General features: G+C 68.7%; 25 protein-coding genes. 11 read left to right on the top strand and 14 right to left on the bottom strand.

The annotated features are described in order from the left end of the window. Window positions 1-14: 14 nt before the first annotated feature. Entirely contained in the window at window positions 15-638 is a 624-nt protein-coding gene (locus tag OG241_RS13760; RefSeq protein ID WP_405815597.1) for a TetR/AcrR family transcriptional regulator, read from the bottom strand. A gap of 203 nt (window positions 639-841) precedes the next feature. On the opposite strand from OG241_RS13760, the gene OG241_RS13755 reads away from it, so the two are divergent. The 8 genes from OG241_RS13755 to OG241_RS13720 all read left to right on the top strand — a co-directional run bounded on the left by OG241_RS13755 (window position 842) and on the right by OG241_RS13720 (window position 9,488). Next, window positions 842-1,657 (top strand): oxidoreductase, encoded by an 816-nt coding sequence (locus OG241_RS13755; protein ID WP_405815596.1) that lies wholly within the window; start codon window positions 842-844, stop codon window positions 1,655-1,657. Between the two features lie 108 nt (window positions 1,658-1,765). Continuing rightward, window positions 1,766-2,707, top strand: a complete 942-nt coding sequence (locus OG241_RS13750; RefSeq protein WP_405815595.1) for an alpha/beta fold hydrolase — start codon at window positions 1,766-1,768, stop codon at window positions 2,705-2,707. Next, window positions 2,589-4,205, top strand: a complete 1,617-nt coding sequence (locus tag OG241_RS13745; protein WP_405826189.1) for an FAD-dependent oxidoreductase — start codon at window positions 2,589-2,591, stop codon at window positions 4,203-4,205. Before OG241_RS13750 ends, OG241_RS13745 begins: the two co-directional genes overlap by 119 nt. Next, window positions 4,202-5,674 (top strand): ATP-binding protein, encoded by a 1,473-nt coding sequence (locus OG241_RS13740; RefSeq protein WP_405815594.1) that lies wholly within the window; start codon window positions 4,202-4,204, stop codon window positions 5,672-5,674. The genes OG241_RS13745 and OG241_RS13740 overlap by 4 nt, the downstream gene beginning before the upstream one ends. Beyond that, a complete protein-coding gene (locus tag OG241_RS13735; RefSeq protein WP_405815593.1) occupies window positions 5,671-6,021 on the top strand; it encodes a UBP-type zinc finger domain-containing protein in 351 nt (116 codons plus the stop codon). The genes OG241_RS13740 and OG241_RS13735 overlap by 4 nt, the downstream gene beginning before the upstream one ends. Before the next feature lie 524 nt (window positions 6,022-6,545). After that, a complete protein-coding gene (locus OG241_RS13730) occupies window positions 6,546-6,707 on the top strand; it encodes a hypothetical protein (RefSeq protein WP_405815592.1) in 162 nt (53 codons plus the stop codon). Window positions 6,708-6,741: 34 nt separating this feature from the next. Further along, window positions 6,742-7,761, top strand: coding sequence for an NAD(P)/FAD-dependent oxidoreductase (locus OG241_RS13725; RefSeq protein WP_405826187.1), 1,020 nt, complete (start codon window positions 6,742-6,744; stop codon window positions 7,759-7,761). 95 nt (window positions 7,762-7,856) lie between these two features. After that, window positions 7,857-9,488, top strand: a complete 1,632-nt coding sequence (locus OG241_RS13720; RefSeq protein WP_405815590.1) for an MFS transporter — start codon at window positions 7,857-7,859, stop codon at window positions 9,486-9,488. A gap of 419 nt (window positions 9,489-9,907) precedes the next feature. Here OG241_RS13720 and OG241_RS13715 read toward each other — a convergent pair whose 3' ends face one another. The 7 genes from OG241_RS13715 to OG241_RS13685 all read right to left on the bottom strand — a co-directional run bounded on the left by OG241_RS13715 (window position 9,908) and on the right by OG241_RS13685 (window position 14,045). Continuing rightward, complete coding sequence (locus OG241_RS13715) at window positions 9,908-10,564, bottom strand: glycosyltransferase family 2 protein (RefSeq protein ID WP_405815588.1); 657 nt, start codon at window positions 10,562-10,564, stop codon at window positions 9,908-9,910. Next, entirely contained in the window at window positions 10,561-11,535 is a 975-nt protein-coding gene (locus tag OG241_RS13710; RefSeq protein WP_405815587.1) for a glycosyltransferase, read from the bottom strand. Before OG241_RS13710 ends, OG241_RS13715 begins: the two co-directional genes overlap by 4 nt. A 191-nt stretch (window positions 11,536-11,726) precedes the next feature. Next, a complete protein-coding gene (locus OG241_RS13705; RefSeq protein ID WP_405815586.1) occupies window positions 11,727-12,650 on the bottom strand; it encodes a hypothetical protein in 924 nt (307 codons plus the stop codon). Window positions 12,651-12,720: 70 nt separating this feature from the next. Further along, window positions 12,721-13,029, bottom strand: a complete 309-nt coding sequence (locus OG241_RS13700; protein ID WP_405815584.1) for a hypothetical protein — start codon at window positions 13,027-13,029, stop codon at window positions 12,721-12,723. A gap of 131 nt (window positions 13,030-13,160) precedes the next feature. Then, window positions 13,161-13,352 carry a hypothetical protein gene (locus OG241_RS13695; RefSeq protein WP_405815582.1) on the bottom strand — a complete coding sequence of 64 codons (192 nt, stop codon included), beginning with the start codon at window positions 13,350-13,352 and terminating at the stop codon, window positions 13,161-13,163. After that, window positions 13,352-13,711, bottom strand: a complete 360-nt coding sequence (locus OG241_RS13690; protein WP_405815581.1) for an ATP-binding protein — start codon at window positions 13,709-13,711, stop codon at window positions 13,352-13,354. Before OG241_RS13690 ends, OG241_RS13695 begins: the two co-directional genes overlap by 1 nt. 211 nt (window positions 13,712-13,922) lie before the next feature. Then, window positions 13,923-14,045, bottom strand: coding sequence for a hypothetical protein (locus tag OG241_RS13685; RefSeq protein ID WP_405815580.1), 123 nt, complete (start codon window positions 14,043-14,045; stop codon window positions 13,923-13,925). A gap of 165 nt (window positions 14,046-14,210) precedes the next feature. Here OG241_RS13685 and OG241_RS13680 point away from each other — a divergent pair, with 165 nt between their 5' ends. Then, window positions 14,211-15,188, top strand: coding sequence for a hypothetical protein (locus OG241_RS13680; protein ID WP_405815579.1), 978 nt, complete (start codon window positions 14,211-14,213; stop codon window positions 15,186-15,188). Further along, the gene (locus OG241_RS13675) at window positions 15,188-15,712 is read left to right on the top strand and encodes a GNAT family N-acetyltransferase (RefSeq protein WP_405815578.1); all 525 of its coding nucleotides are present in this window, start codon (window positions 15,188-15,190) and stop codon (window positions 15,710-15,712) included. The genes OG241_RS13680 and OG241_RS13675 overlap by 1 nt, the downstream gene beginning before the upstream one ends. Window positions 15,713-16,384: 672 nt before the next feature. Here the strand turns inward: OG241_RS13675 and OG241_RS13670 are convergent. The 3 genes from OG241_RS13670 to OG241_RS13660 all read right to left on the bottom strand — a co-directional run bounded on the left by OG241_RS13670 (window position 16,385) and on the right by OG241_RS13660 (window position 18,252). Then, window positions 16,385-16,534: a hypothetical protein gene (locus OG241_RS13670; RefSeq protein ID WP_405815577.1), complete on the bottom strand. Its 150-nt coding sequence runs from the start codon at window positions 16,532-16,534 to the stop codon at window positions 16,385-16,387. Window positions 16,535-16,882: 348 nt separating this feature from the next. Then, a complete protein-coding gene (locus tag OG241_RS13665) occupies window positions 16,883-17,536 on the bottom strand; it encodes an MBL fold metallo-hydrolase (RefSeq protein WP_405815576.1) in 654 nt (217 codons plus the stop codon). Between the two features lie 29 nt (window positions 17,537-17,565). Next, complete coding sequence (locus OG241_RS13660) at window positions 17,566-18,252, bottom strand: maleylpyruvate isomerase family mycothiol-dependent enzyme (protein ID WP_405815574.1); 687 nt, start codon at window positions 18,250-18,252, stop codon at window positions 17,566-17,568. Between the two features lie 223 nt (window positions 18,253-18,475). Here OG241_RS13660 and uvrA point away from each other — a divergent pair, with 223 nt between their 5' ends. After that, window positions 18,476-21,454, top strand: coding sequence for an excinuclease ABC subunit UvrA (gene uvrA, locus OG241_RS13655; RefSeq protein ID WP_405815572.1), 2,979 nt, complete (start codon window positions 18,476-18,478; stop codon window positions 21,452-21,454). Window positions 21,455-21,548: 94 nt separating this feature from the next. Here uvrA and OG241_RS13650 read toward each other — a convergent pair whose 3' ends face one another. The 3 genes from OG241_RS13650 to OG241_RS13640 form a co-directional block, all read right to left on the bottom strand. Continuing rightward, window positions 21,549-22,460 (bottom strand): carbohydrate kinase, encoded by a 912-nt coding sequence (locus OG241_RS13650; protein ID WP_405815570.1) that lies wholly within the window; start codon window positions 22,458-22,460, stop codon window positions 21,549-21,551. Beyond that, a complete protein-coding gene (locus OG241_RS13645) occupies window positions 22,457-23,521 on the bottom strand; it encodes a LacI family DNA-binding transcriptional regulator (RefSeq protein WP_405815568.1) in 1,065 nt (354 codons plus the stop codon). The genes OG241_RS13650 and OG241_RS13645 overlap by 4 nt, the downstream gene beginning before the upstream one ends. Window positions 23,522-23,624: 103 nt before the next feature. After that, the gene (locus tag OG241_RS13640; protein ID WP_405815567.1) at window positions 23,625-24,587 is read right to left on the bottom strand and encodes a hypothetical protein; all 963 of its coding nucleotides are present in this window, start codon (window positions 24,585-24,587) and stop codon (window positions 23,625-23,627) included. Between the last annotated feature and the right edge of the window lie 216 nt (window positions 24,588-24,803).

Below are 24,803 nucleotides of genomic sequence, written 5' to 3'. Positions count from 1 at the left end.
CGGCCGTGCCCTTCTCAGTGGTGGCGCGGGCGAGGCAGCAAGGCGAACGCGGTCTCCGCGATCGAGGTCAGGCGGGCGGGACTGTGGCCGTACGCGCCTACGACATCGCTCCCGCGGACGATGGTCAGCAGAAGGTACGCAAGGTCGTCGGGATCCGCGTCGGGGTCGATGTCGCCGTTGCGCTGCGCCGCTTGCACGCACTCGGCCACCGCCGTCCGGACTACGGAGAAGCAGTCGTTGGCCAGGCGTTTCACTTCGGCGTCGGTGGCGCCGATCTCCAGGGCCATCTTGGCGGCGAAGCAGGCCGCCCCCGCCCGGTCAGAGGCGGGGGGTACGTCGGCGGCGAGTGGCACCCCGTGGACGGCGCGGAGCAGGTATGTGTGCAGTCGTTCCAGGGCGCCCTCGTCCGGTCCGGCGAGCATCTTCCCCGGACCCTGCGCCAGCCGGGCGAAGTAGCCGGTCATCGCCTCCAGCAGCACGCCGTGCTTGCCGTCGAACGCGCCGTAGAGGCTGCCGCGGCCCAGGCCGGTGGCGGCGCTGATGTCGTCGACGCTCGTGCCGTTGTAGCCCGAGGCCCGGAACTGCCGCTCGGCGGCATGGAGGACGTGGTCGCGGTCGAAGCTTCGTGGTCTGGCCATCCAACGACGGTAAAGCCGACCCACCCTTCTTGACAACTCAGTACAGAACCGCCTAGGTTTCTGACACTCCAGTACGCAACCGTTCTGAGCTCACTGGGCAGGCTTGGTCCGGGCTTGCAGACCGGTGCGGACCGTGTCGACCTGGGCGCAGGCGACCCCGCACGGTGCCCGACGAAGCCATGCCCACAACCGAAGGAACCACCATGCAGACAGCTCCCCGAGTGGCCCTCGTGACGGGCGCTTCCTCCGGGATCGGGCGGGCGGCGGCGCTCGCCCTGGTGGGCGCCGGCTTCGCGGTGGTCGGCACGAGCCGCAACGCGGCGAACGCCGAGCCGCTCGCCGGGGTGACGTTCCTCGATCTCGACGTGGCCGGCGACAAGTCGGTCCGCTCCCTGGTCGGGGAGGTGATCGATCGGTTCGGCCGGATCGACGTCCTGGTCAACAATGCGGGCGTGGGCGCGGTCGGCGCCGGCGAGGAGAGCTCGATCGACCAGGCCAAGGAGGTCTTCGACATCAACGTCTTCGGCGTGATGCGGATGACCAACGCAGTGTTGCCCCACATGCGCGCCCAGGGCAGTGGCCGCGTGGTCAACGTCTCCTCGGTACTCGGTCTGATCCCAGCCCCCTTCATGGCCGTCTACGCCGCCACCAAGCATGCGGTCGAGGGCTACTCCGAGTCCGTCGACCACGAGCTTCGCGAGCACGGCGTCCGGGTGCTTCTGGTCGAGCCGGCCTACACAAGCACGAGTTTCGAGGCGAGCAGCATGGCACCCGACTCGCCCCTGCCGGTCTACGCCGCACAGCGGGAGGTCTCCCGAGACGTGCTGGCCACGGCCGTGCGCAACGCCGACGACCCGGACGTTGTCGCGAAGGTGATCGTCGCGGCCGCCACCGATTCCAGGCCCAAGCTCCGGTACACCGCCGGCTCGATGGCCAAACGCGTCAGCGTCCTGCGCCGGATCGTGCCCTCGCGCGCCTTCGACAGACAGATCCGCAAGCTCAACCGACTGGCCGGCTGACTCCGCAGTACACCCAGCGCCTGAGAAGTCGCACGTGTCCACAACCAGAGACACCGAAGCCAGCATGAGCATCTCTCGTCCGACAGCTCTCCGAGAAGGCTGACACACATGGAGTTCGAACGCGTCGCCTTCGATCTGCCACACGGCACCTTTCACGCGCTGCAGGGTGGTGATCCCGATGGCCGACCGACACTCGTCCTGCACGGCTTCCCGGACCATCCGCCGACCGCGAAGCCCTTCCTTGCCGAGCTCGGCCGCCGCGGCCGTCACGTCGTCGCACCCTGGCTTCGCGGTTACGCGCCGTCCCCGACCGCGGGGCCGTTCGACTTCGCATCCCTCACCAGCGACGTGCTCGCGCTGATCGACCGCTGGTCTCCCGGGCGAGCTGTGGAGTTGGTCGGCCACGACTGGGGCGCCCTGCTCACCTACGATGCCTGCGTCACCGCGCCGGAGCGGATCGAACGCGCGGTCACGCTCGCAGTCCCCCACCCACTCACGTTCCTGAGCCGGCCGCGCCTCGCTCAGCTGCGCCGGAGCTGGTACATGGGGCTCTTTCAACTGCCGGGAAGCGGCTGGATGGCCACCGCCCGCGATCTCGCCTTCATCGACCGCCTCTGGCGTCAGTGGTCGCCCGGCCTCTCGCTTGATCCAGCTCTGCAGGCGGAGCTGCATGAGCACCTGCGGGCGAGCATGCCCGCGCCTGTGAAGTACTACCGGGAGATGCTGCGACCCGGCATGCTCAGGGCGGCGCGCCGCCTGTCTCAGCCGATCGAGGTGCCCCTGCTGCAGCTTTACGGTGCCGACGACGGCTGCTTCCTCCCCCCGCAGGTCGACGACCGTCATCGGTTCGCCGCCCCGCACGCGATGGAGGTCGTCCCCGACGTCGGTATCAACCGTAAGTGTAATTTTGACCGTGGACGACGACCCGGGGGTGTCCCGGGCCGTCGCCCGCGACCTGCGGCGGCGCTACGGCGAGTCGTACCGGATCGTGCGCGCGGAGTCCGGCGAGTCCGCGCTGGAGGCGCTGCGGGAGCTGAAACTGCGCGGTGATCTGGTGGCGGTGATCCTGGCCGACTACCGCATGCCCCAGATGAACGGCATCGAGTTCCTCGAACAGGCCCTGGACGTCTATCCCGGCGCGCGCCGGGTGCTGCTCACCGCGTACGCCGACACCAACGCGGCGATCGACGCGATCAACGTCGTCGACCTCGACCACTACCTCCTCAAGCCCTGGGATCCGCCCGAGGAGAAGCTCTACCCGGTGCTCGACGATCTCCTGACGGCCTGGCGGTGCAGTGACTTCCGGCCCGTGCCGAGCACCAAGGTGGTCGGTCACCGGTGGTCGGCGCGCTCGTCGGACGTACGGGAGTTCCTGGCCCGCAACCAGGTGCCGTACCGCTGGTACTCCACCGAGGAGCCCGAGGGGCAGCGGCTGCTCGCGGCCGCGGGCCAGGACGGGCAGCGGCTGCCGGTCGTGATCACGGCGGACGGTACGGCGCTCGTCGAGCCGGAGGTGCCCGAACTGGCCGCGCACGTGGGGCTGGCGACCACGCCCACGGCCGACTTCTACGACCTGGTCGTCATCGGCGGCGGACCGGCCGGGCTCGGCGCCGCCGTGTACGGGGCCTCCGAGGGGCTGCGTACGGTGCTGGTGGAGCGGTCGGCCACCGGCGGGCAGGCCGGCCAGAGTTCACGCATCGAGAACTACCTGGGCTTCCCGGACGGGGTGTCCGGCGGCCAGCTCACCGACCGGGCGCGGCGCCAGGCCACCAAGTTCGGCGCCGAGATCCTCTCCGCGCGCGAGGTGACCGGCCTGGAGGTGAGCGGCTCGGCTCGGCTCGTGCGGTTCGCGGACGGGTCGCAGATCGCTGCGCACAGTGTGATCCTGGCGACCGGTGTGTCGTACCGGCAGCTGGAGGCGCCGGGCGCCACCGAGCTGGCGGGCTGCGGGGTGTTCTACGGGTCGGCGCTGACCGAGGCCGCCGCCTGCCAGGGCCACGACATCTACATCGTGGGCGGCGCCAACTCGGCCGGGCAGGCGGCGATGTACCTGTCCAGGGGCGCCAAGTCGGTCACGCTGCTGGTGCGCGGAGCGGATCTCACGGCGTCGATGTCGCACTATCTGATCCAGCAGATCGCCCAGTCGCCGAACATCTCGGTGCGGGCCCACACGGTCGTCGAGGCCGCGCACGGCGACGGCCACCTGGAGCAGCTGACCCTGCGCGACACGACGAGCGGGCAGACCGAACTGGTCGACGCGCAGTGGCTGTTCGTGTTCATCGGCGCGGCCCCGCTGACCGACTGGCTGGACGGCACGGTGCTGCGCGACGAGCGCGGGTTCATCCTCGCCGGGCCCGACATGACCGCCGACGGGCGGCCACCGGCCAACTGGGAGCTGGACCGGCCGCCGTACCACCTGGAGACCAACATCCCCGGCGTGTTCGTCGCCGGGGACGCTCGCGCGGAGTCCGCCAAGCGGGTCGCGTCCGCCGTCGGAGAGGGAGCCATGGCCGTGATGCTCGTACACCGGTATCTCGAGCAGTCGTGAGCGGCCGCCTGATGCCGTGCAGCCCGGCGGAGATCAGCTCGCTGTTCCTGTTCGAGAAGCTCAGTGCCGAGCAGATCGACAGGCTGTGCAGCGAGGGACGGGTCGAACTGTTCGACCCCGGGCCGGTGTTCACCGAAGGTGACCCGGCCACCTGCTTCTACGTGATGATCGAGGGCACGGTCGTCCTGTCGCGCCGGGTGGGCAGCGACGACATCGAGGTGAGCCGCACGTCCCAGCCAGGGGTGTATGCGGGGGCCGTGCGGGCGTACGTCGGGGACGGGAAACCGCAGCGGTACATGAACTCGGTGCGGGTGTCGGAGCCGACGCGGTTCTTCGTCCTGCCCGCCGAATCGTTCGCGAACTTCATGCACGAGTGGTTTCCGATGGCGGTCCATCTCCTGGAGGGGCTCTTCCTCGGCGCGCAGACCTTTCAGCGGGCCGTCGGGCAGCGCGAACGGCTGCTCGCGCTGGGCTCGTTGTCCGCGGGTCTCACCCATGAGCTCAACAACCCGGCCGCGGCCGCCGTACGGGCCACCTCGTCGCTCAGGGACCGGGCCGCGCACATGCGCCACAAGCTCAGCGCCATCGCCTCGGGCCCGTACCACGGCGACGCCCTGAAGGCCGTGCTCGATCTCCAGGAGCGTACGGCCGAGCGGGTCTCCAAGGCGCCGGCACTGAGCCCGCTCGAAGCGTCCGACCGGGAGGACGAACTCGCCGACTGGCTCGACGACCACGGTGTCCCAAACGGCTGGCAGATCGCGCCGACCTTCGTGCAAGGCGGTCTCGACGTCGAGTGGCTGGAGCAGATCGCGGCGGCCGTCGACGAGCAGGAAATCCTGCAGACTGTCATCGAGTGCCTCACCTACACGGTCGAGACCGAGCTGTTGATGTCCGAGATCGAGGACTCCACCACCCGTATCTCGCACCTCGTCGACGCCGCCAAGCAGTACTCGCAGCTGGACCGCGCGCCTTACCAGGTCGCCGATGTCCACGAACTCCTCGACAGCACGCTGCTGATGCTGTCGGGCAAGATCGGTCCCCAGGTCGAGGTCGTGAAGGAGTACGACCGTTCGGTGCCGAGGATTCCGGCCTACCCGGCCGAACTGAACCAGGTGTGGACCAACCTGATCGACAACGCCGTCTTCGCCATCAAGGGCGCGGGCGGCGAAGGGACGTTGACCGTACGGACCGCTGTGGTGCACGACCGGCTGCTGGTGGAGTTCCGCGACACGGGCCCGGGGGTGCCGGCCGAGATCCGCGGCCGGATCTTCGACCCGTTCTTCACCACCAAGCCGGTGGGCGAGGGGACGGGGCTGGGGCTCGACATCTCCTGGCGGATCGTCGTCAACAAGCACCACGGCGATCTCAAGGTCGAGTCCGTACCCGGCGACACCCGCTTCCAGGTCCTGCTCCCCCTCACCGCCACCGACCCCGACACCGTCCCCGACCCGGCCCAGGAGCCGTCATGACCAAGGACACCGGAATCGACCCCAGCGTCCCGCCCAGCGGGGCGGGATGCGTCGAGTGCGACGCCGTCGGCGGCTGGTGGTTCCATCTGCGGCGCTGCGCCCAGTGCGGGCACATCGGCTGTTGCGACGACTCACCTGCCAAGCACGCCACCGGCCACTTCCGGGACACCGGCCATCCGGTGATCCGCAGTTACGAGCCGGGTGAGACCTGGTTCTGGAACTTCGAGACGTCCGAGCTGTACGACTCCGGTCCGGCCCTGGCTCCCCCGGACGCCCACCCTGCCGACCAGCCCACGCCGGGACCTGCGGGGCGCGTGCCGGCGAACTGGGCGGACACGCTGCGCTGAGCCTGGCCGACCAGGGCTGTCAGCGGTGGAGGTCAGGATCCATCTGTGCCGCAGAACCTGTTCGGCACCCCACTCACCGGCCGCGACGACGAGCTGGCCCGTCTCGCATGATCGAGTTCTTCGCCGCCCGCATCCGGCTGGGGCAGCTCGATCAGAGCGTGGCACTGCGGCCTTCTGCTGTTCGCCCCGGCGAGGAATCCGCCGGCATCTACGGGCCCGTACCCATCGAGCGCCCTGATCGGTGCCTTGCCGCTGTTGGCCAACCCCGCGACCACCTGGAAGCCCAAACTCGACATTCCGGGCATCATCGTGGCGAGCGAGGATCGACCTGCCGCAGTTGACAACTCAGTACAGAACCGCCTAGGTTTCTGACAGTCCAGTACACAACGGTCCTGAGCTCACCGGACAGGCCCGCGTGCACGCCTGGCGCGATTGAGGGCGACCCATGCCTTTGAACTCCTCCGCGCCGCCCGGCCTTGCGACGCCTTCGAGGGCCGGCAAGGCACGGTCTGATCCTCGCGATCGTGGCGACGGCGAGTTTCATCGCCGTGCTGGATCTCTACATCGCGAACGTCCCACGCAAACCGGGGCCGGACTCTGCACAACAGCCCACGACGGTCGCCGACCGCTTCCTGGGCTTCCTGAACAGCTGCCCCCCTGCAACCACCCAGAACTCGAAGGATTGACCGAACCATGACTGACAAGGAAAAGCAGGAGGCCATGGCTGTGACCACTCCTCCGTACGCGAGCGACGCACTGGTCGAGGGGACCGTCGACGCGGTGGTGATCGGCGGGGGCGCTGCGGGGCTGAACGGTGCACTGATCCTCGCCCGCTCCGTCCGCTCGGTCGTCGTGATCGACAGCGGCGCCCCGCGCAACGCGCCCGCGGAGGCCGTGCACGGCCTCATCGCCCTGGACGGCACCCCGCCGTCCGAGATCCTTCGACGGGGTCGGGAACAGGTGCGCCAGTACGGCGGACGCGTCGTGTTCGGCGAGGTGGTCTCGGCCGAGTCCGCCGCCCCGTCGGCGGACGGGGACCTGCGGTTCACCGTCAGCCTGGCCGACGGCCGCCACATCACCGCCCGCCGCATCCTGGTGGCCACCGGCCTCACGGATGTGCTGCCACAGGTGCCCGGGCTCGCCGAACACTGGGGGCACAGTGTGGTGCACTGCCCGTACTGCCACGGCTGGGAGGTGCGCGACGAGCCCATCGGCATCCTCGCCACCGGCGCGGCCTCCATCGGCCACGCGTATCTGTTCCGTCAGCTGACCGAGGACCTGACCTACTTCACCCACGGCACCGACCTGGACGAGGACAGCCGCGCCCGCTTCGCCGCCCGCGGCATCCGCGTCATCGACACCCCGGTCACCGAGATCGTCAACGACGAGGACGGCGCCCTCGCCGGGGTGCGCCTGGCCGACGGCCAGGTCGTGGCCCGCCGCGTCGTCGCGGTCGCCGCGCCGATGCAGGCCCGCACCCAGGGACTGGAAGGTCTGAACCTGCCGATGCACGACCTGCCGAACATGGGTCGCGGTTTCGCCTCCGGTGTGGCCGGCACCACCGAGGTGCCGGGTGTGTGGGTGGCCGGCAACGTCACCGATCTGGTCGCCCAGGTCGGGGCCTCCGCAGCGGCCGGCGCGCTGGCCGGCGCCGACATCAACAAGACGCTGGCCCTCGCGGACACCGACGCGGCCCTCCAGGGGATCGCCGAGGCAAGCCCCAAAGCGGCCACACGATGATCTTGAAGCCCTGAGATCTCAGCCCGTCGCCCGCTCGCCTCACGAGCAATCAAGTGATTCCGCTCGTCCGCCCCGTCCCCCCTCAGGAGCTACTGATGTCCTTCCTTGCGAACACCCCCGTGGAGAAAATGGCCGGGCCTTACGCGCGGCGCTGGTGGGCGCTGCTCGTGCTGTGCCTGAGCCTGCTGATCACGGTGATGGCGAACACGTCGCTGATCGTCGCCGCCCCCGACATGACCACCGACCTGGGCCTGAGCAGCAGTGATCTGCAGTGGGTCGTCGACAGCTACACCGTTCCGTACGCGGCGCTGATGCTGGTGCTGGGCGCGATCGGCGACAAGTACAGCCGGCGCGGCGCGCTGGTGCTGGGTCTGCTGATCTTCGCCGGCGGTTCGGTGATGGGGAGCATGGTCGACGAGACCTCGCTGGTCATCGTGGCCCGCGCGATCATGGGTGTCGGTGCCGCGGTCGTGATGCCGGCCACGCTGTCCCTGGTGGTCGCGACCTTCCCCCGGAGCGAGCGGGCCAAGGCCATCACCGCCTGGGCCGCGACCTCCGGGGTGGCGGTAGCCGTCGGCCCGCTGGTCTCCGGCTGGCTGCTCGAGGACCACGCCTGGGGCTCGACCTTCCTGATCAACGTGCCGATCGCCCTCCTCGCCGTGTTCGGCGCGCTCGCCCTGGTACCGCCGTCCAAGGCGGAGGGCATGGGCCGGATCGACTACGTCGGTGGTCTGCTGTCGATCGTCACCGTCGGCTCCCTGATCTACGCCGCCATCGAGGGCCCGCACTCCGGCTGGGGCGTCGGCCCCGTCACCGCCGCCGTGGTCGCCGGTGTCGGTCTGGTCGCCTTCGTCGCCTGGGAGCTGCGGCACCTGCACCCGATGCTGAACGTCCGGATGTTCGCGCTGCGGCCCTTCAGCGGCTCGATGCTCGCGGTGATGTTCTTCTTCTTCGGCATGTTCGCGGTGATCTACTACGCGACGCAGTTCCTGCAGTTCGTCCTCGGCTACGGCGCCCTGGACACGGGTGTACGGCTGCTGCCGCTGGGCGGCGCGGTGTTCCTCGGGTCCGCGCTGACCGGGATGCTCACCCCGAAGCTGGGGGTGAAGGTGATGGTCGTGACCGGCCTGGCCGTCGGCACGGCGGGCATGTTCCTGCTCACCCAGATCGACAAGGGGTCGACGTACGGGGACTTCCTGGTGCCGCTGATGATGCTGGGCCTCGCGCTCGGACTGGCCATCTCCCCGGCGACCGACACGATCATGGGCTCCTTCCCTGAGTCCGAGCTGGGCGTCGGTGGCGGTGTCAACGACACCGCGCTGGAGCTGGGCGGGGCGCTGGGCATCGCGGTGCTGGGCTCGCTGCTGGGCACGGCCTACCGGGACGAGCTGACCGACCTGGTGGGTAACCGGCTCCCGGCGGAGGCGATGGAGACCGCCAAGGACTCGGTCGGCGCCGGCCTGGCCGTCGCCCAGCGGGTCGCGCAGGATCCCTCCGCCGGGCCTCAGCAGGCCCAGGCCGCCGTGGACGCCGTCCACCAGGCGTTCGCTCACGGCGTCGCCCAGACCAGCCTCATCGGCGGGATCATCATGGCCGCCGAAACCCTGATCGTCCTCGCGGTCCTGCCGGGCCGGCGCGGCTTCGCGAAGCAGAGCGCCGAGCCGGGGGCCGCGACGGCGGCGAGCGAGGCGGCGACTGTGCAGGAGCACACCGGGTCCACCCGCTAGATCGCCGGCGGGGCGTCCACCGGATCGCCGGGGACGCGCCCGCCGGGTCGCCGGGCACCGCCCCCGCCGGATCGCCCGCCAGGCGCGTCGGGCAGGAGCCCCGCGGCGCGAGACGCGCAGGGTGCGAGCGTGGTCCACGGTCCACGGCCACGCGGATCCTCTGCCGGAACACCTCACCGTCCTCGGCCTCCGGGCCGCCCCGGGGTCTCCTCTGGGGCGGCCCGGAGGCCAAGGGCCGTGAAGTGACAGCGGCGGTCTCCCCGCATGAGCGCGGCCTCCAGCTGCGTGCGGGTTTCGGGCCCGTAGTACGGCTGGGAGCCGAAGGGATGGATTGCGGAGAAGGGAGAGGTTCCGCTGCCTGCCAGGTGAACCCGCCCGGCAGACCGCAGCCCATGCAACAGTCACCCTGACCATGGCGGTCACCGCTGCCGGCGTCGGTGCGGTGCTCTGGAGGCCACCGTCCGTGGGGCACGACCCTCCCGAGCGCGGAACGGCTCTGAATGCGCGATCGCCCCCGCTTCGGTTTCGAAACTGGGTACGTCTCCTCGTGGACGTGCGCGAAGCGTGCGCCGGCCTCCAGGAGCCGCAGGTAGAAGCCGTGGTCGTCGTTCACGGCACCGGTGGAGTCGCGGTGGAAGACGAACCCGCCGACCTGGACGGCGTTCGGTGCGCACCAGGGAGTTCACCGGGATGTGGGAGTTGGTGCGGAGGTACTCGGGGTCGAACTCGGGGCCGCCGCCCCAGTCGTGGTGACGGGGCACGATCTGACCGTCCGGACCGATCACACGCGGCAGCGGGTAGACGACGTCGGCGCCGGTCTTCAGCGCCTCCATAGTCAGCCGCTCCAGGTGGTGGGGGAGTAGTTGGTCGTCGGAGTCGAGGAACGCCACCCACTCGGTCGTGACGTGCGCCAGACCCCGGTTACGGGTCGCCGCGGATCCAGTGCGGTCGACGTCGTTCTCGACGACGACGGCGATCGGCTGAACAGTCTGGGCGCACACCGAGGCCAGGGCGCGTCGCAGCTTCGAGGCACGCGGGGGATGAGTCGGGATCACCACGGACACGCCGGGCCTCATGCGGTGAGCACCTTCTCCCACACGGTGTAGTTCTTTTCGATCGTGTAGTCGACGGCCTTCTCCCGGGCGGCCTTGCCCATTTCGAGGCGCATGGCTTCGTCTTCGACGAGGGCCCGCAGATACTGCCCCCACTCGTGGTCCCGCTTCACGAGGAAACCGGTGACGCCGTGATCGATGAAACCCCGGTACGGCAGCAGGTCCGAAGCAACGATCGGGATTCCGAGAGCGGCGGCTTCCAAGGCTTTGATCCAGGATTTCGACTGGTTGAAAACGTGGGGGCGCAGGGGTGCGATAGCAATGTGGAAGTCGAGGGTACGGAAGAACGTCTCCACGTCCGGGAGCCATGGCGTGAACCTGCACTGGTCCTGCGGGAGCCGCATCCATGATGTGTAGTCGGTGCCGACCGCATGGAACTCCACGCGCGGGTTCCGTTCCAGGAACCGGCGTAGATGCGGGCCGACTTCCCCGAAGTCCATGCCGTGCGTCGCGGATCCGCCCCACCCGATGGTGAGGATCCCGTCCTGCCGCTGTGGCGGTGTGTGGTCCGGAACGTAGTTGGGGCACACGTGGACGTTCGGGTTGTAGGCCCGTATCTGCTCGGCCAGGGGCTCCGTGGACACGGTCACGCAGTCCGCGACGGCCAGGTTCTCCCGCATGCGGTCCCGGACGGCCGGCTGACCGAAGAACTGGAAGGCTTGGGTGCTGGAGGCGTCGACGTTGAACAGGTCGTCGTCCAGCTCGTACACGAGCTTGTGGCGCCCGTTCCGGGCCAGTTGCTGCCACCGCTTGGTGGGTTCCGGATTCGCAATGCGCTGCCCGACCACGACATCCCAAGTGTTGTAGGCGTTCGGCATCACAAGATGGCGGTGCGTGTCGTATCCCTGAGCCTTGAGGGTGTTCAGAGGGAGGGTGACTCGGTAATAGCCGCATCCGCCACCGTCGGCTGCCCACCCGAAAATTCGGTTACCCACCTTGGTTCTTCTCTCTGTGCTGGTGTGCGCTCCTTTTGAGGATAGGTGTGCGCACTGACAGAGTTGAAGGAGACTTGTTCCACTGCGCCTTGCTGTAAAGGGTTTTGGAATGGGAGAGGCCCCACCGGGAGGTGAGTCAACCTCGGTGGGGCCTCTCAGGGCTCACCAGCACAGGAGGAACCCAAATTCGATTATGCCTGCGGCGTGCCGTTCACGGAGGCCGCTTGTTTCTTCGGCCGCTTGGTCTTCGGCTTCCCGCCATTCGGTGTAGCTTTCGCCTTCGGCTCGGGCAGCTGGGCTGCTCGTTTCCCCATGCGGGAGCTGGTATCGAGGACCTCGTTGATGATCTGCTGTCTGACCTCCTGAGCATGATCCGCGTCGAGACCGGAGGTAAGCCGCTCTGCGGTCAGATAGAAGCTGTTCAAGACCGGTTGGTCGAAGTATCGGTTCAACTGTCCGATCGACTCTTTGTACATCGCCAAGTAGGTCTTGGTAAGGTAACCCGTGAGGAGGGTGCTGAATGCGGCCAGGGCCCCGATGAACCAGCGAACTTCTTCCACCGGCACGTAGGCGCCTCCGACGGCTGCGCATACGATGAGGATCAAGCCGACGCTCATCGCTACCCGGGATGACTTGAACGACTTGTCGGCTTGCTCGGTGACGATCCGGTGGTAAGTGCCGATCTGGCCCTGGTTGAGTTCCATAAGCGTGGCCAGCTCGGTGGTTTTCTTCAACTTCTCTAGGGCTTCATGCCGTAGCTCCTGCTGGGTCTTCAACTGTTCCGCGATGCGCGCGTTTTGGTTCTTCATGTAGGTACGCCGCGTGATCAGCCAGGGCACGGCGGTGACGATCAGGAAGATGCACGTGCACCCGAGAATTCCCACGACCGCTGACAAGGCAGCGTCGCTTGTGCCGCCCTCGTTTTCCTTGCCGCCGGTCGAGATGAGCATGACGCCCACCCCGCCAAGGGCAAGTACGCATGAGCCGATCGCGTAGAGGATTGGTTTGCGATCGTGCTTGTCGCGCAGGGGGGTGTTGGTCTGAACGCCGACGAAAGGCCCGCTGTAGCTGGCGCCCCTAAAGTCGACGTAGTCTCCGTCATATTCGCTGTTCACACACCCCACCCCCTGGTCAGGAGCGACAGCATAGTGGGAGGCTTCCGGGGGTGAACCTCGTTCGCCTGAATCAGTCCCGAGCGCAGGCTCCCTTCAGATTGCGGGCTCGATTTGTGACGACATCCCCGATCGCCTTCGCCGCCGCCGTCTGCTGACCGTCCAAGGCGGTCACGAGCCGGTCCAGGTCGCCGCCGAGCCCTTCTGCGAAGTACCCGACCGTGCCGGGGCCTTCCTTCCCGACCTTGTGGAACGTCTTCGCCCCGTCTCGGTAGTCGTCCACCCAGGAGACGGGCGTACCGCCGTCCGCGAGAAGCTGCAACGGCACCTCCAGACGGCCCAAGGCCGCGTCCACTGTGGCGCAGGCTTCTTCCTTACTCACCCGCGCCACCGCCTCCGTTGTAGCCACGGGGGAGGAAACGGTGGCGCGGGGCTCCTGTACCGGCCGGTCAGCTGGGACCTCCGAGCAGCTGACGGCGAACAGGAGGATCGGGAGCACAAGAAGGCCGGCCTTCACGACAGGGCCTGCTTCTCGCGCGGAACCTTGATCGTGAGGCGGTCGCTGTTGTCGCTGGTCCACTCCGCGCCACCTCCGGACACGGGGCGCAGGATGTACACCCCGGAGCGGACGTCGGTGATGATGCCGGTGCGCCCCGCGTCCTCGTCGTACACCTCGTCGCCGATCCACGCCTTACCGTCCGTCATCACTCGGCCTCGCTCTTCAACTCGCCCCACACCTGTTTCCCCCACCGGTACAAGTCCGTCCCCCACCGTTCTGTCAACGCGTCGATCAGCAGTAACCCCCGCCCGCTGGTGGGCAGCGAGTCACCGTTCGACTTCTTGAACTCCGGCATGGTGCGGGACTTGTCGACGACACCGATCCGCACATGCGTGTCGCTGGGACGGGTCACGACGATCCGGATCAGGCGGCTGTTGGAATGCTGCACCGAGTTCGCGACCAGTTCACTGACGATCAGCACGCCCTCGTCGGCGAGGCGCTCCAGATGCCAGGCGGCCAGAGCGGTCCGTACGAGCCTCCGGGCGACCCCTGCGCTCTCCTCCACGCACGGGAGGGTCTCGGAGTATCCAGGATGCCCAGTAGGGCGTGACGTGGCGGACACAGTCATCAGAACCTCAAGGGGGTTGGTGCGACGCCCGTGTACGGCGGCCTTGGTCCAGTCAACGACCTTGCCCTTGCGGGGAGGAGGAAAAGTCCGCCGGGTGTGCATCGCAGGCAACCAGAAATTTCTCGGCAGTCCGCCCCGCCGTCGCTGTTCAGGTCGCTACCGTGGAGAACGTGGAGGAGAACAGCAGCCTCACGAGCGCCATGAAGGAAGCAGGCTTCACGCAGGCGAGTTGGCCGACGCCGTGAACTCTCGGCTGCGTGCCGACGGACACGACGGCACCGTCACCGACCGCACCGTCCGGTACTGGCTCACCGGAAAGACAAGGTGGCCCCACCCTCGGCAGCGGGAAGCGTTAGAGGGAGTATTCGGCGTACCCGCTGAAGACTTGGGCTTCCACCCACCCAGGGGAAGAACCATCACCACCCCGGAGCAAGACGTGAGGTGTAGGAACTTCCTCACCGGCACCGCCGCCGCCGTGGTCGTCGATATCCGCCCCCGCAGAGTCGGCACCTCCGACGTGATCCGATTCCGGTCAGGGCTCGACACCCTGATGGCCCTGGACGACAGTCGGGGAGGCCACGAAAGCCTCGAACGCGCTGCTCTCGCCGGAGCTTCGGAAGCCCTCGACAAGCTGAAGCAAGCCGCCTCCCAGCGGCTCCGGCTCCGGCTGTTCTCCATCGCCGCTGACTACACCGCCACCGCCGCCTGGTCCGCGCTCGACGCCCGCAAGCTCGACAAGACGAACGAGCACCTGAACCGGGCCCTGTACCTGGCCGGGATGGCGAAAGACCCGATCGCTGAACTCCGGGTGTGGAACTCGTTCGCGATGCTCGCCCACCAACGCAGCCAGCACACCCAAGCCGTCGACGCCGGGTATGCAGCGCAGGCCACTGCGATCACCCGCCGCGATCCGTTCTTCGCGTCCCTCGCCCACGCCCGCACCGCGATCGGGCACGCGAACTCTGGTGACCGGCAGGCCGCGATCCGCTCTCTCGGCTACGCCCAGGAAGCCCTGGGCAAGGCATCCCCGGAAGAACCCCGACCATCGTGGATGGCCTTCTACGGGCCGGCCGAACTCACCGCGATGACCGCGATCGTGCGTGACGGGATCGGAGACTCCGCGCAAGCCGAAGCCGCCTCCCACAAGGCCCTCTCCAGCATCCCGAAGCAGTTCCGCCGCAACCGTGCCCTCGCCACCACACGGCTCGCTCTGGCGCAGCTACATCAGCGGGACATCGACACGGCCTGCGCTACCGCGTCTACCGCGTTCGACTTGATGGCAGGGGACCCGATCCCCGGCCGGATGCGGGTTCTCCTCGGCGACTACTACCGCGACTTGATCACCCTTGCGCCGGACGCCGAGGCCGCACGAGAGTGGGGAGACCGTTATCGAGCTGAATGGAGCCGAGCCTGATGGCCGACGTGGACGTCCGACGCTTCACGCACAAAGACCTCCCGAGCATCCGGCAGGCACTGATCGACGTGCACGCCGACGCCTACGCCGACGCGATGGACGACGAGTTCAACCAGCGGTTCCCCTGGTTCGTTGACCACTGGGGCGGCAACCCGGACTTCGACTGCGTCATCGCCTACGACGGAGACGACGCGGTCGGCTTCGCCTACGGGGCACCCGCCAACCCGTACCGGGAGTGGTGGCGCGAACACCTGAAGCCCGCCCCGGAGAAGGACCGCACATTCTCCTACTCAGAACTGGCCATCCGCACCAAGTGGCGCAAGACCGGCCTCGCCGAGCAACTCTCCCGCGCCCTCCTGAACGCCCGGGACGAAGACCTTGCCGTCCTCCTGGTCGACACGCAGCACCCCCGCGTACAGGAGCTGTACGAGTCGTGGGGCTTCCGGAAAGTCGGGGATCGGCAACCGTTCCCCGACTCTCCCGTCTACGCCGTCATGCTGACCGAACTCCCCCTGCCCGACTAGCCGACACAGTTCACCGGTTGCCCGTACCTCTCCTCGATCGCCTGCTTCGCATCCCTACACGCCGACTGCCAGCCCGTCGGCGTGTAGTACGACCACCTGGGCTTCTGCTTGCAGTCACCGCCGTGCCACGAACACACGCACTGCCGCGCCTTCGACTTTCGACCCGTGCAGATGCGGGTTGAACCGCAGCCTCAAGAGGTAAGACACGCCGTCTCCTCCGCCCCGCGCACGTGTACAGCGGCACACCGTCGATGTTGCCGCTCAGACTCAGCTGCTTCGGGAACCGGCCACACCGCCAGCACTTCCAGCCCTCCGGCGCCGGGAAGCACGACTTGCCCGACAGCTTGCCCTGGAAAGCGATGTGCGGCTCCTTCACCAGCGCATACACATCGTTCAGTAGCTTCGGCATGATCGTCGCGCTGCCCTCGCCCTGCATCCACAGCCACACCTCCGGTTCGTTCCACTCCGCCAGTACCACGAGTCCGAGATCACGTACGAGGGCCTGTTCAAACGAGCTGCGTCGAATGTTCAGGGCGGGCAGGAACATCACGTCCGTACGGACGAGGCTGCCGAGGTTCTGCCACCCGGCGCAGAACACCGACCCGAAGTGGGCGGCGCAGTCCTGAAGCCGGAACCACAACCGGTTCGTGTCCGAATCCTTCGCCACGAACATCACAGGTCCCAGCGGAAGAACCGGCTGGACGACTTCTGCCGGGCCCGGGGTGTGTGCCCCGGGCTGATGTCCAGCCACTGGTCACGGCACTCGTCACACACAGGGATCTTGTTCCGCAGCAGATCTGTCCGGCCGTCCGACAGCGGCACCTCACGCACGATGTCCGTCGCCGGGTACGTGCAGAACGAGCATGTCTTCGCCGCCGCGAGGACGATGCTCCGGTGGTGGGTGCGGCGGCGGTACGTCTTCGCATCCGTCCGGTGACGCCACGTGTGCGGAGCCCGCTATTGATCTGCTTGTCGCGCTACGCGGTTCAGTTGGCTGTTGAGACGGACGGCGTCGTTCAGGTCGAGCGCCCCCCCCGGTCGATCCACGCCCGGTAGCGGCGCAATCTCGTCGTAGGGAAGGTCGTACCGAACAGGAACGGGTGCGGTGCGGGTAGCAGGGGTTGTACAGGCAAAGGGACCACTCCTCTCGTGAGGGTGGTCCCAGACCGACTACCAGCCGCGTGCGCGCCACTCGGGGATGTGAGGACGTTCCGCCCCGAGGCTGGAGTCGTTGCCGTGTCCTGGGTAAAACCACGTCTCGTCCGGCAGGGGACCGAAGACCTTCTCTTCGAGCCCGTCCATCAAGGACGTGAAGTCCGCAGGATTTATTGTCCGCCCAGGACCACCAGGGAAGAGGCAGTCCCCGGTGAACACGTGCGGATGTCCGTGCGGGTCGTCGTAGACGAGCGCGATCGAGCCGGGCGTGTGCCCGACCAGATGGCGCGCGGTGAGCTCCACGCGCCCGACCTGGATCGTGTCGCCGTCGGCGACCGGCACGTCGGTCGGCACGGGGATGCCCTCGGCGTCGTCCCGGCCCGCGTAGGTACGGGCGCCGGTGGCCTCCACGACCTCCGCGAGCGCCTGCCAGTGGTCCCCGTGCCGGTGCGTGGTGACGACGGACGCGATGCCGTCGTCACCGATCAGTGTGATCAACGTATGGGCGTCGTTCGCGGCGTCGATCAGCAACTGCTCGTCCGTGGCCCGGCAGCGCAGCAGATAGGCGTTGTTGTTCATCGGGCCCACCGCGACCTTGGTGATCATCAGGTCCTGCAACTCGTGCACATCGGCAGGGCCGCCGACCTTCACCGCTCCGCTGTACGTCATGGCACGCAGCCTATAGCGACGCCGGTGGCCTAGAGCGGGGGCAGTGCGGGCAGCGCTCCGCCCGAGACGTCGAGTCCGGCTCCGTCACGTCGGCCGCAGAGCCACCCCAGCAGCTCGGGCGCCGGCCCCGTGACCGTGACCTCGGGCTCGGCGGCCTCTCTACCCGTGCTCCACGCGCGCGTGGAGTCCGTGATCACCGTGGGCGGCACCTCTGGGTGGCCGGTGAACCGGTTGGCCAGGAACGCGATCTCGCGCTCCGTGAACTCCGCGGGGAGGTCTTCGAGCTCGTATCCGATCCCCAGGTCCACATGGTGCAGCTCCACCTCGGCCCAGCGGCGGAACGGCACCTCGGAGGCGGCGTCGGTGACCCCGTTGCGCAGTTCCACCGTGCGTGACCAGTCCGTGGATGCGGCCCACAGCTCCTGGAGACGGGCGGCGCTGTCGCGTACGTCCGAGAGCTGGATGTCGAGGGGGCGCGGGGCGTCCCGGTCGATGTCGGCGTCCCGGGCCTCGGCGGACGCGTACATCGGGCGCCCCTCCATGACGTTCACGAGGGCGTCCGCGTTACGGGAGAGGTGGGCGAGGACGTGGCCGCGGGTCCAGCCCGGCAATCGTGACGGCTCGGCCACCGAATCGTTGTTCAATTTCGCGACTGCGGTGAGCAGCCGTTCCGTCGCTTCACGTAGAGATGCCAGGTCGCGCACATGATCAGCCATGGTGTCGACCATAGCCCCGCCACCCGTTCGGGTGAAGGTGGTGGCCTGCGCCCGTAAATCGAATGTGCGTGCTATATGGTCGAGTGCGGCGTCGGGCATGCTGGATGGCCGGGGATTGTTACCTCCCAAGGAATCCGACCGGCGTTGTCAGTGGCTCCCCCTAGTCTGAGAAAGCACGGGGGCCCCGCCCCTGTCACTTCTCTCAAGAAAGGTGCGGACCGGCGTGGCCGACCGTCTCATCGTCCGTGGCGCGCGCGAGCACAATCTCAAGAATGTCTCGCTCGACCTCCCGCGCGACTCGCTCATCGTCTTCACGGGCCTGTCGGGGTCGGGCAAGTCCTCCCTGGCCTTCGACACGATCTTCGCCGAGGGCCAGCGCCGCTACGTCGAGTCGCTCTCGTCGTACGCACGCCAGTTCCTCGGCCAGATGGACAAGCCGGACGTCGACTTCATCGAGGGCCTCTCACCGGCCGTCTCGATCGACCAGAAGTCGACCTCCCGCAACCCGCGCTCCACGGTCGGCACCATCACCGAGGTGTACGACTATCTCCGCCTGCTCTTCGCGCGCATCGGCAAGCCGCACTGCCCCGAGTGCCGTCGCCCCATCGCGCGTCAGTCGCCGCAGGCCATCGTCGACAAGGTCCTGGAGCTGCCGGAGGGTAGCCGCTTCCAGGTGCTGTCGCCGCTGGTGCGCGAGCGCAAGGGCGAGTTCGTCGATCTCTTCGCGGATCTCCAGACCAAGGGCTACTCCCGCGCGCGGGTGGACGGCGAGACGATCCAGCTGTCCGACCCGCCCGCGCTGAAGAAGCAGGAGAAGCACACCATCGAGGTGGTCATCGACCGCCTCACCGTCAAGGACACCGCCAAGCGCCGACTCACCGACTCCGTGGAGACCGCCCTCGGTCTCGCCGGCGGCATGGTCGTGCTCGACTTCGTCGACCTCCCCGAGGACGACCCCGAGCGCGAGCGACTCTTCTCGGAGCACCTGTACTGCCCGTACGACGATCTGTCCTTCGAGGAACTGGAGCCCCGCTCCTTCTCCTTCAACTCGCCCTTCGGTGCCTGCCCCGACTGCTCGGGCATCGGCACGCGCATGGAGGTCGACCCGGAGCTGATCGTCCCGGACGAGGACAAGTCCCTCGACGAGGGCGCCATCCACCCCTGGTCGCACGGCCACACCAAGGACTACTTCAGCCGCCTGATCACCGCCCTCGCGGACGCGCTGGGATTCCGCACGGACATCCCCTTCGCGGGCCTTCCGCAGCGTGCCAGGAAGGCGCTTCTGCACGGGCACAAGACCCAGATCGAGGTCCGCTACCGCAACCGGTACGGCCGGGAGCGCGTGTACACCACGCCCTTCGAGGGCGCCGTCCCGTTCGTGAAGCGGCGGCACAGCGAGTCGGAGAGCGACGCCAGCCGGGAGCGCTTCGAGGGCTATATGCGCGAGGTGCCCTGCCCCACCTGTGAGGGCACCCGCCTCAAGCCGATCGTCCTCGCGGTCACGGTCATGGACAGGTCCATCGCCGAGGTCGCCGCGATGTCGATCAGCGACTGCGCGGACTTCCTGGCCGAGCTGAAGCTCGACCCCCGTGACAAGAAGATCGCCGAGCGGGTGCTCAAGGAGGTCAACGAGCGGCTGAAGTTCCTGGTCGACGTAGGCCTCGACTACCTCTCGCTGAACCGCGCGGCCGGCACGCTCTCCGGCGGCGAGGCCCAGCGCATTCGCCTCGCCACCCAGATCGGTTCCGGCCTCGTCGGCGTCCTGTACGTCCTCGACGAGCCCTCCATCGGGCTGCACCAGCGTGACAACCACCGGCTGATCGAGACCCTGGTCCGGCTGCGGGACATGGGCAACACGCTCATCGTCGTCGAGCACGACGAGGACACGATCAAGATCGCCGACTGGATCGTCGACATCGGCCCCGGCGCGGGCGAGCACGGCGGCAAGGTCGTCCACAGCGGCTCCCTGAAGGAACTGCTCGCCAACGACGAGTCGATGACCGGGCAGTACCTGTCCGGCAAGAAGGCCATCCCGCTGCCCGACATCCGGCGCCCGCTGGACCCCTCCCGCCGGCTCACCGTGCACGGAGCCCGCGAGAACAACCTGCGGGACATCGACGTGTCGTTCCCCCTGGGCGTCCTCACGGCCGTCACCGGGGTGTCCGGCTCAGGCAAGTCGACGCTGGTCAACGACATCCTGTACACCCACCTCGCCCGCGAACTGAACGGCGCCCGCAGTGTGCCGGGCCGCCACACGCGCGTGGACGGCGACGACCTCGTCGACAAGGTCGTCCACGTCGACCAGTCGCCCATCGGCCGCACCCCGCGGTCGAACCCGGCGACGTACACCGGTGTCTTCGACCACGTCCGCAGGCTCTTCGCCGAGACCGCCGAGGCGAAGGTGCGGGGTTATCTGCCCGGCCGCTTCTCCTTCAACGTCAAGGGCGGCCGCTGCGAGAACTGCGCGGGCGACGGCACGATCAAGATCGAGATGAACTTCCTCCCGGACGTGTACGTCCCGTGCGAGGTCTGCCACGGCGCCCGCTACAACCGGGAGACCCTGGAGGTCCACTACAAGGGCAAGTCCATCGCCGACATCCTCAACATGCCGATCGAGGAGGCCCGGCACTTCTTCGAGGCCGTCCCGGCGATCGCCCGCCACCTCAACACGCTGCACGACGTCGGCCTCGGCTACGTCAGGCTCGGCCAGTCCGCGACGACCCTGTCCGGCGGCGAGGCCCAGCGGGTGAAGCTGGCCAGCGAACTCCAGAAGCGCTCCACCGGCCGCACGGTGTACGTCCTGGACGAGCCGACCACCGGTCTGCACTTCGAGGACATCAGCAAGCTCCTCAAGGTCCTCTCAGGCCTGGTCGACAAGGGCAACACGGTCATCGTCATCGAGCACAACCTCGATGTCATCAAGACCGCCGACTGGGTCGTCGACATGGGCCCCGAGGGTGGCGCCGGCGGCGGTCTCGTCGTCGCCGAGGGCACGCCCGAGGAAATCGCCGGGGTCCCCGCCAGCCACACCGGCAAGTTCCTGCGAGAGGTCCTGGGCGCCGAGCGGGTCAGCGACGCCACCGCCGTGAAGGCCCCGCGCAAGACGGCCGCCAAGAAGGCGGTGGCGGCCAAGAAGACGGCCGGGACCGCTGCGAAGGCCGCTCCGGCGAAGAAGACGACAGCCAGGGCCCGCAAGGCCTGAGCCGGTCACGAGGCCGGCCGCCACGGCGAACACGGCGGCTCGCGGGAACTCCCCGCGGGCCGCCGCTCGTTTGCCCCGGTCGGCTGAACTGCCCCTACAGGTCGCCCAGTTCGGCCGCGTACGGCGGTTCCGCTCCCGCGCGCGAGCAGGTGATCGCCGCCGCGCGCGCCGCGAGACGGAGCAACTCGGTCCAGCCGTCGGAGCCGAGGCCGGCCAGTCCCGCCGGGGACAGCGCGTCCCGCGCCGACAAGCCGTGCAGCAGCGCCGCGTTCACGGTGTCGCCGGCGCCGATCGTGTCGACGACGTCGACCTCCTCACCCGGCACGGAGTGCTCCGCGCCGTCACGGGTGAAGACGGTCAGCCCGTCGCCGCCCCGCGTGACCACGACGGCCCAGGGGCCGGCGGTCAGCCATTCGCGCGGGGTTCCGCCGAGCCACTTCGCGTCCTCCTCCGAGAGCTTGAGCAGCGACACCGACGGCAGCCAACTCGTGAAACGGGCCCGGTACGCGTCCGCGTCGGGGATCAGCACCGCCCTGATGTTCGGGTCGAGCGCGGTGAACACGCCCTGTGCGGCGGTGCTCCGCAGCAGTTCCTCGTACGCGCTCGCCCCGGGCTCCAGGACCAGGGAGCAGGTGCCGAACGACACCGCCCGAACGGCGTCGGGGAGCCCCGCCGGTGTCGTGAACAGCCGGTCCGCGGTGCCCTCGACATGGAAGGAGTAGGCGGCGGAGCCGTCCACACCGACCGAGGCGACGGCAAGCGTCGTAGGCTCACTGCCGCGCTGTACGGACGACACGTCGACGCCCGCCGCGCGCAGCCCGTCGAGCAGGGCCTCACCGAAGGCGTCGAACGAGACGCGTGAGCAGAACGCGGTGGGGGAGCCGAGACGGCCGAGGGCCACCGCCGTGTTGTACGGCCCGCCGCCCAGTGCCGGTCGCAGATCCGCGAGGGGGCCCGCCGCACGCGGTACCAGGTCGATCAGAGCCTCACCGGCGACGACGATCACGAGCTGGGTCCTCTCTCGGCCTGGCGGGGGTTCTCGCGGCGCTCCGGGCCGGCACACCCGCACGACTCACGATGGACGAACGTGCACGGGAGCCGCACGGTCCGGGTCGGGCGGTCGGGGTCGGCCAGACGGTCCAGAAGCAGACGTACGGCCTCGGTGCCTATGCTCCTGCCGGGCTGCGCGATCGCGGTGAGCCCCGGGGTGAAGAGGTCGGCCCAGGCGAAGTCGTCGAAGCAGCACAGCGCCAGGTCGCCGGGCACGGTGAGGCCCCGTTCGCGCAGGGCGCGCAGGGCTCCGATGGTCATGGCGTTGTTGGCGGTGACGAGGGCGGTCGGGGGCGCGGCGAGGGAGAGAAGGGCGGTGGTGGCCCGCTCGGCGCCCTGCGACTCGGAGTCGCCATGGGCCACCAGACGCTCGTCGTGGGGCAGCCCGGCGGACGCGAGGCCGATGCGATAGCCGGTGATGCGCTCCGCCGTCGTGCTGAGTCCCGGGCGGCCCGCGACCAGGCCGATGCGCCGATGACCGAGCGCGGTGAGGTGGGCCATGAGCCGGGCCATGGGTTCGGCGCTCTCGGCACACACCTGGTCGAAGCGAGGGGCGCTGTCCGAGGAGGTGTCGAGCACCCGGTCCAGAAACACCGTCGGAACGTCGTGCCGGGTCAGATAGGCGACCAGGGCGCCGGGATCCGCCGAGGGGGCGACGATCATGCCGTCCACGCGTCGTTCGTGCAGCAGCTGGACGACCTTGCGCTCGTGCTCCGGGTCGTCGTGCGGATCGGCGAGGAGAAGGCTGTAGCCGTGTTCCAGGGCGCCCGACTCGACGCCCTGGAGGATCTCCGTGAAGTACGGGTTGCTGATCGCAGACACCGCGAGGCCGATGGACCGCGTCCGCGCGGTGACCAGGGAACGGGCCAGCGTGTTCGGCGTGTAGCCCAGGACCTCGATGGCGTCGAGGACGGCCTGCCGGGTCGCCGGGCGTACGACACGGGTCTCGTTCAGTACGTGCGAGACGGTCGCCACGGACACGCCCGCATGCCGCGCGACGTCGGTCATCGTCGCCATGGGATCCCCGCCTTCCCGTCCTGATCGGGCTTCGATGGCGGCAACGTATCGCATGCACAGAGGGACGTAAACGCTTGCGTAAGCGTTTACGTAATCGCTTACGTCACTCCCAGTCCCAGCCGATACCCAGGATGCCCGGGCGCAGCCTCGGCTCGACGAGGTGGACCGAGCGGTGACGGGCGCTGACCGGCAGGTCCTGGCGGCCGCTGCGGGGTGCCGCGGCCGAATGCTGGGCGAACCGGTGACACCGCACCGGCAGTGACCCGTCGTCGAAGCGGACCTGGAGCGCGTACTGGCCGCCCGCGACACCGAAGCCGCGGACGTACTCCCGGGACACCTCCGCGGTGCCGTCCTCGACGGCGTACCGGAAGAGGAAGGTGTCGCCTGCCCGCAGCTGGGTGTCGAAAAGGAGTTCGGCGACGAGTACCCCGGTGTCGTGGTGCCGTCGTATCCGCCCCGTGCGGCAGTTCTCCAGAGCGTGCACCGACATACGGTCCGGCGCGCAGCCGGGGTCGCCGTGGTGCACGGCGACGAAACGGTCGGTGCCGTCCCGGTGGGCGCGCACGATGTGCTGGGCCTCACGGGTCAAGAACTCACGACGGGTGCCGATCCGGACCCGTTCGTGCAGGCCGAGGGTGTGCAGTCCGCCGTCGAGCGGCGCCCCCAGCTCGGTCAGCAGCTGTTCCAGGACGCCGGAGGCCTCCACCAGGGAGCGGTACGAACGCGCGGCGGGACGCTGCGTGCCGACGCGTTCGTCGTCCCGGGCCAGGAGCCGGATCAACGACTCCTCCGGCAGTTGGAGGATCTCCTCCAGGGCTCTCACGGCCCGCAGCGACTCGGGGCGCTGCGGGCGGCGGGCGCCCTGCTGCCAGTAACTCAGGCTGGTGACACCGACCTTGACCCCGTACCGCCACAGATGGTGCTGGACGCGCTGCAGCGGCAGACCGCGCGCCGTGATCGCGGCCCGCAGGGCCATGTGGAAGGGGCCGTTCCGCAGGGCCGTGTCCAGTTCCGCGGTGGCGTCCATCGCGATGACGTCGTCCGCGTGGGGTGAGCCTTGGCGCATACGGGGGCCCTTCTGTGAATGATCACGGCGGCTGGTCGGGCCGCGCGCGTGGGTCGAATGAGGCCGCTCGGCGGGCGCACGAGGCGTCCCGCCCCCGTGCCCTGGTGTCCTCACGTACGTACGCGGCCGTTCACCGCCCCGAGTTCCCCCGCATTGAAGCGTGTTGACCAAGGCGCGACAACACCTGAGGCGCAACATGCGCGACCGCCGAGGCTC

The sequence above is a fragment of the Streptomyces sp. NBC_01390 genome, from assembly GCF_045040105.1.
Lineage (GTDB): Bacteria > Actinomycetota > Actinomycetes > Streptomycetales > Streptomycetaceae > Streptomyces.
Note: the sequence above shows the minus strand (reverse complement) of the source record. Positions and strands in the feature narration are given on the sequence as shown.

Bases quoted from the DNA above. Each gene is read 5' to 3' on its own strand.
- OG241_RS13715 (WP_405815588.1), bottom strand. From the start codon at position 10,564: ATGAGGCCCGGCGTGTCCGTGGTGATCCCGACTCATCCCCCGCGTGCC.
- OG241_RS13760 (WP_405815597.1), bottom strand. From the start codon at position 638: ATGGCCAGACCACGAAGCTTCGACCGCGACCACGTCCTCCATGCCGCC.
- OG241_RS13750 (WP_405815595.1), top strand. From the start codon at position 1,766: ATGGAGTTCGAACGCGTCGCCTTCGATCTGCCACACGGCACCTTTCAC.
- OG241_RS13725 (WP_405826187.1), top strand. From the start codon at position 6,742: ATGGCTGTGACCACTCCTCCGTACGCGAGCGACGCACTGGTCGAGGGG.
- OG241_RS13675 (WP_405815578.1), top strand. From the start codon at position 15,188: ATGGCCGACGTGGACGTCCGACGCTTCACGCACAAAGACCTCCCGAGC.
- OG241_RS13640 (WP_405815567.1), bottom strand. From the start codon at position 24,587: ATGCGCCAAGGCTCACCCCACGCGGACGACGTCATCGCGATGGACGCC.
- OG241_RS13755 (WP_405815596.1), top strand. From the start codon at position 842: ATGCAGACAGCTCCCCGAGTGGCCCTCGTGACGGGCGCTTCCTCCGGG.
- OG241_RS13735 (WP_405815593.1), top strand. From the start codon at position 5,671: ATGACCAAGGACACCGGAATCGACCCCAGCGTCCCGCCCAGCGGGGCG.
- OG241_RS13660 (WP_405815574.1), bottom strand. From the start codon at position 18,252: ATGGCTGATCATGTGCGCGACCTGGCATCTCTACGTGAAGCGACGGAA.
- OG241_RS13695 (WP_405815582.1), bottom strand. From the start codon at position 13,352: ATGACGGACGGTAAGGCGTGGATCGGCGACGAGGTGTACGACGAGGAC.
- OG241_RS13645 (WP_405815568.1), bottom strand. From the start codon at position 23,521: ATGGCGACGATGACCGACGTCGCGCGGCATGCGGGCGTGTCCGTGGCG.
- OG241_RS13665 (WP_405815576.1), bottom strand. From the start codon at position 17,536: ATGACGTACAGCGGAGCGGTGAAGGTCGGCGGCCCTGCCGATGTGCAC.
- OG241_RS13720 (WP_405815590.1), top strand. From the start codon at position 7,857: ATGTCCTTCCTTGCGAACACCCCCGTGGAGAAAATGGCCGGGCCTTAC.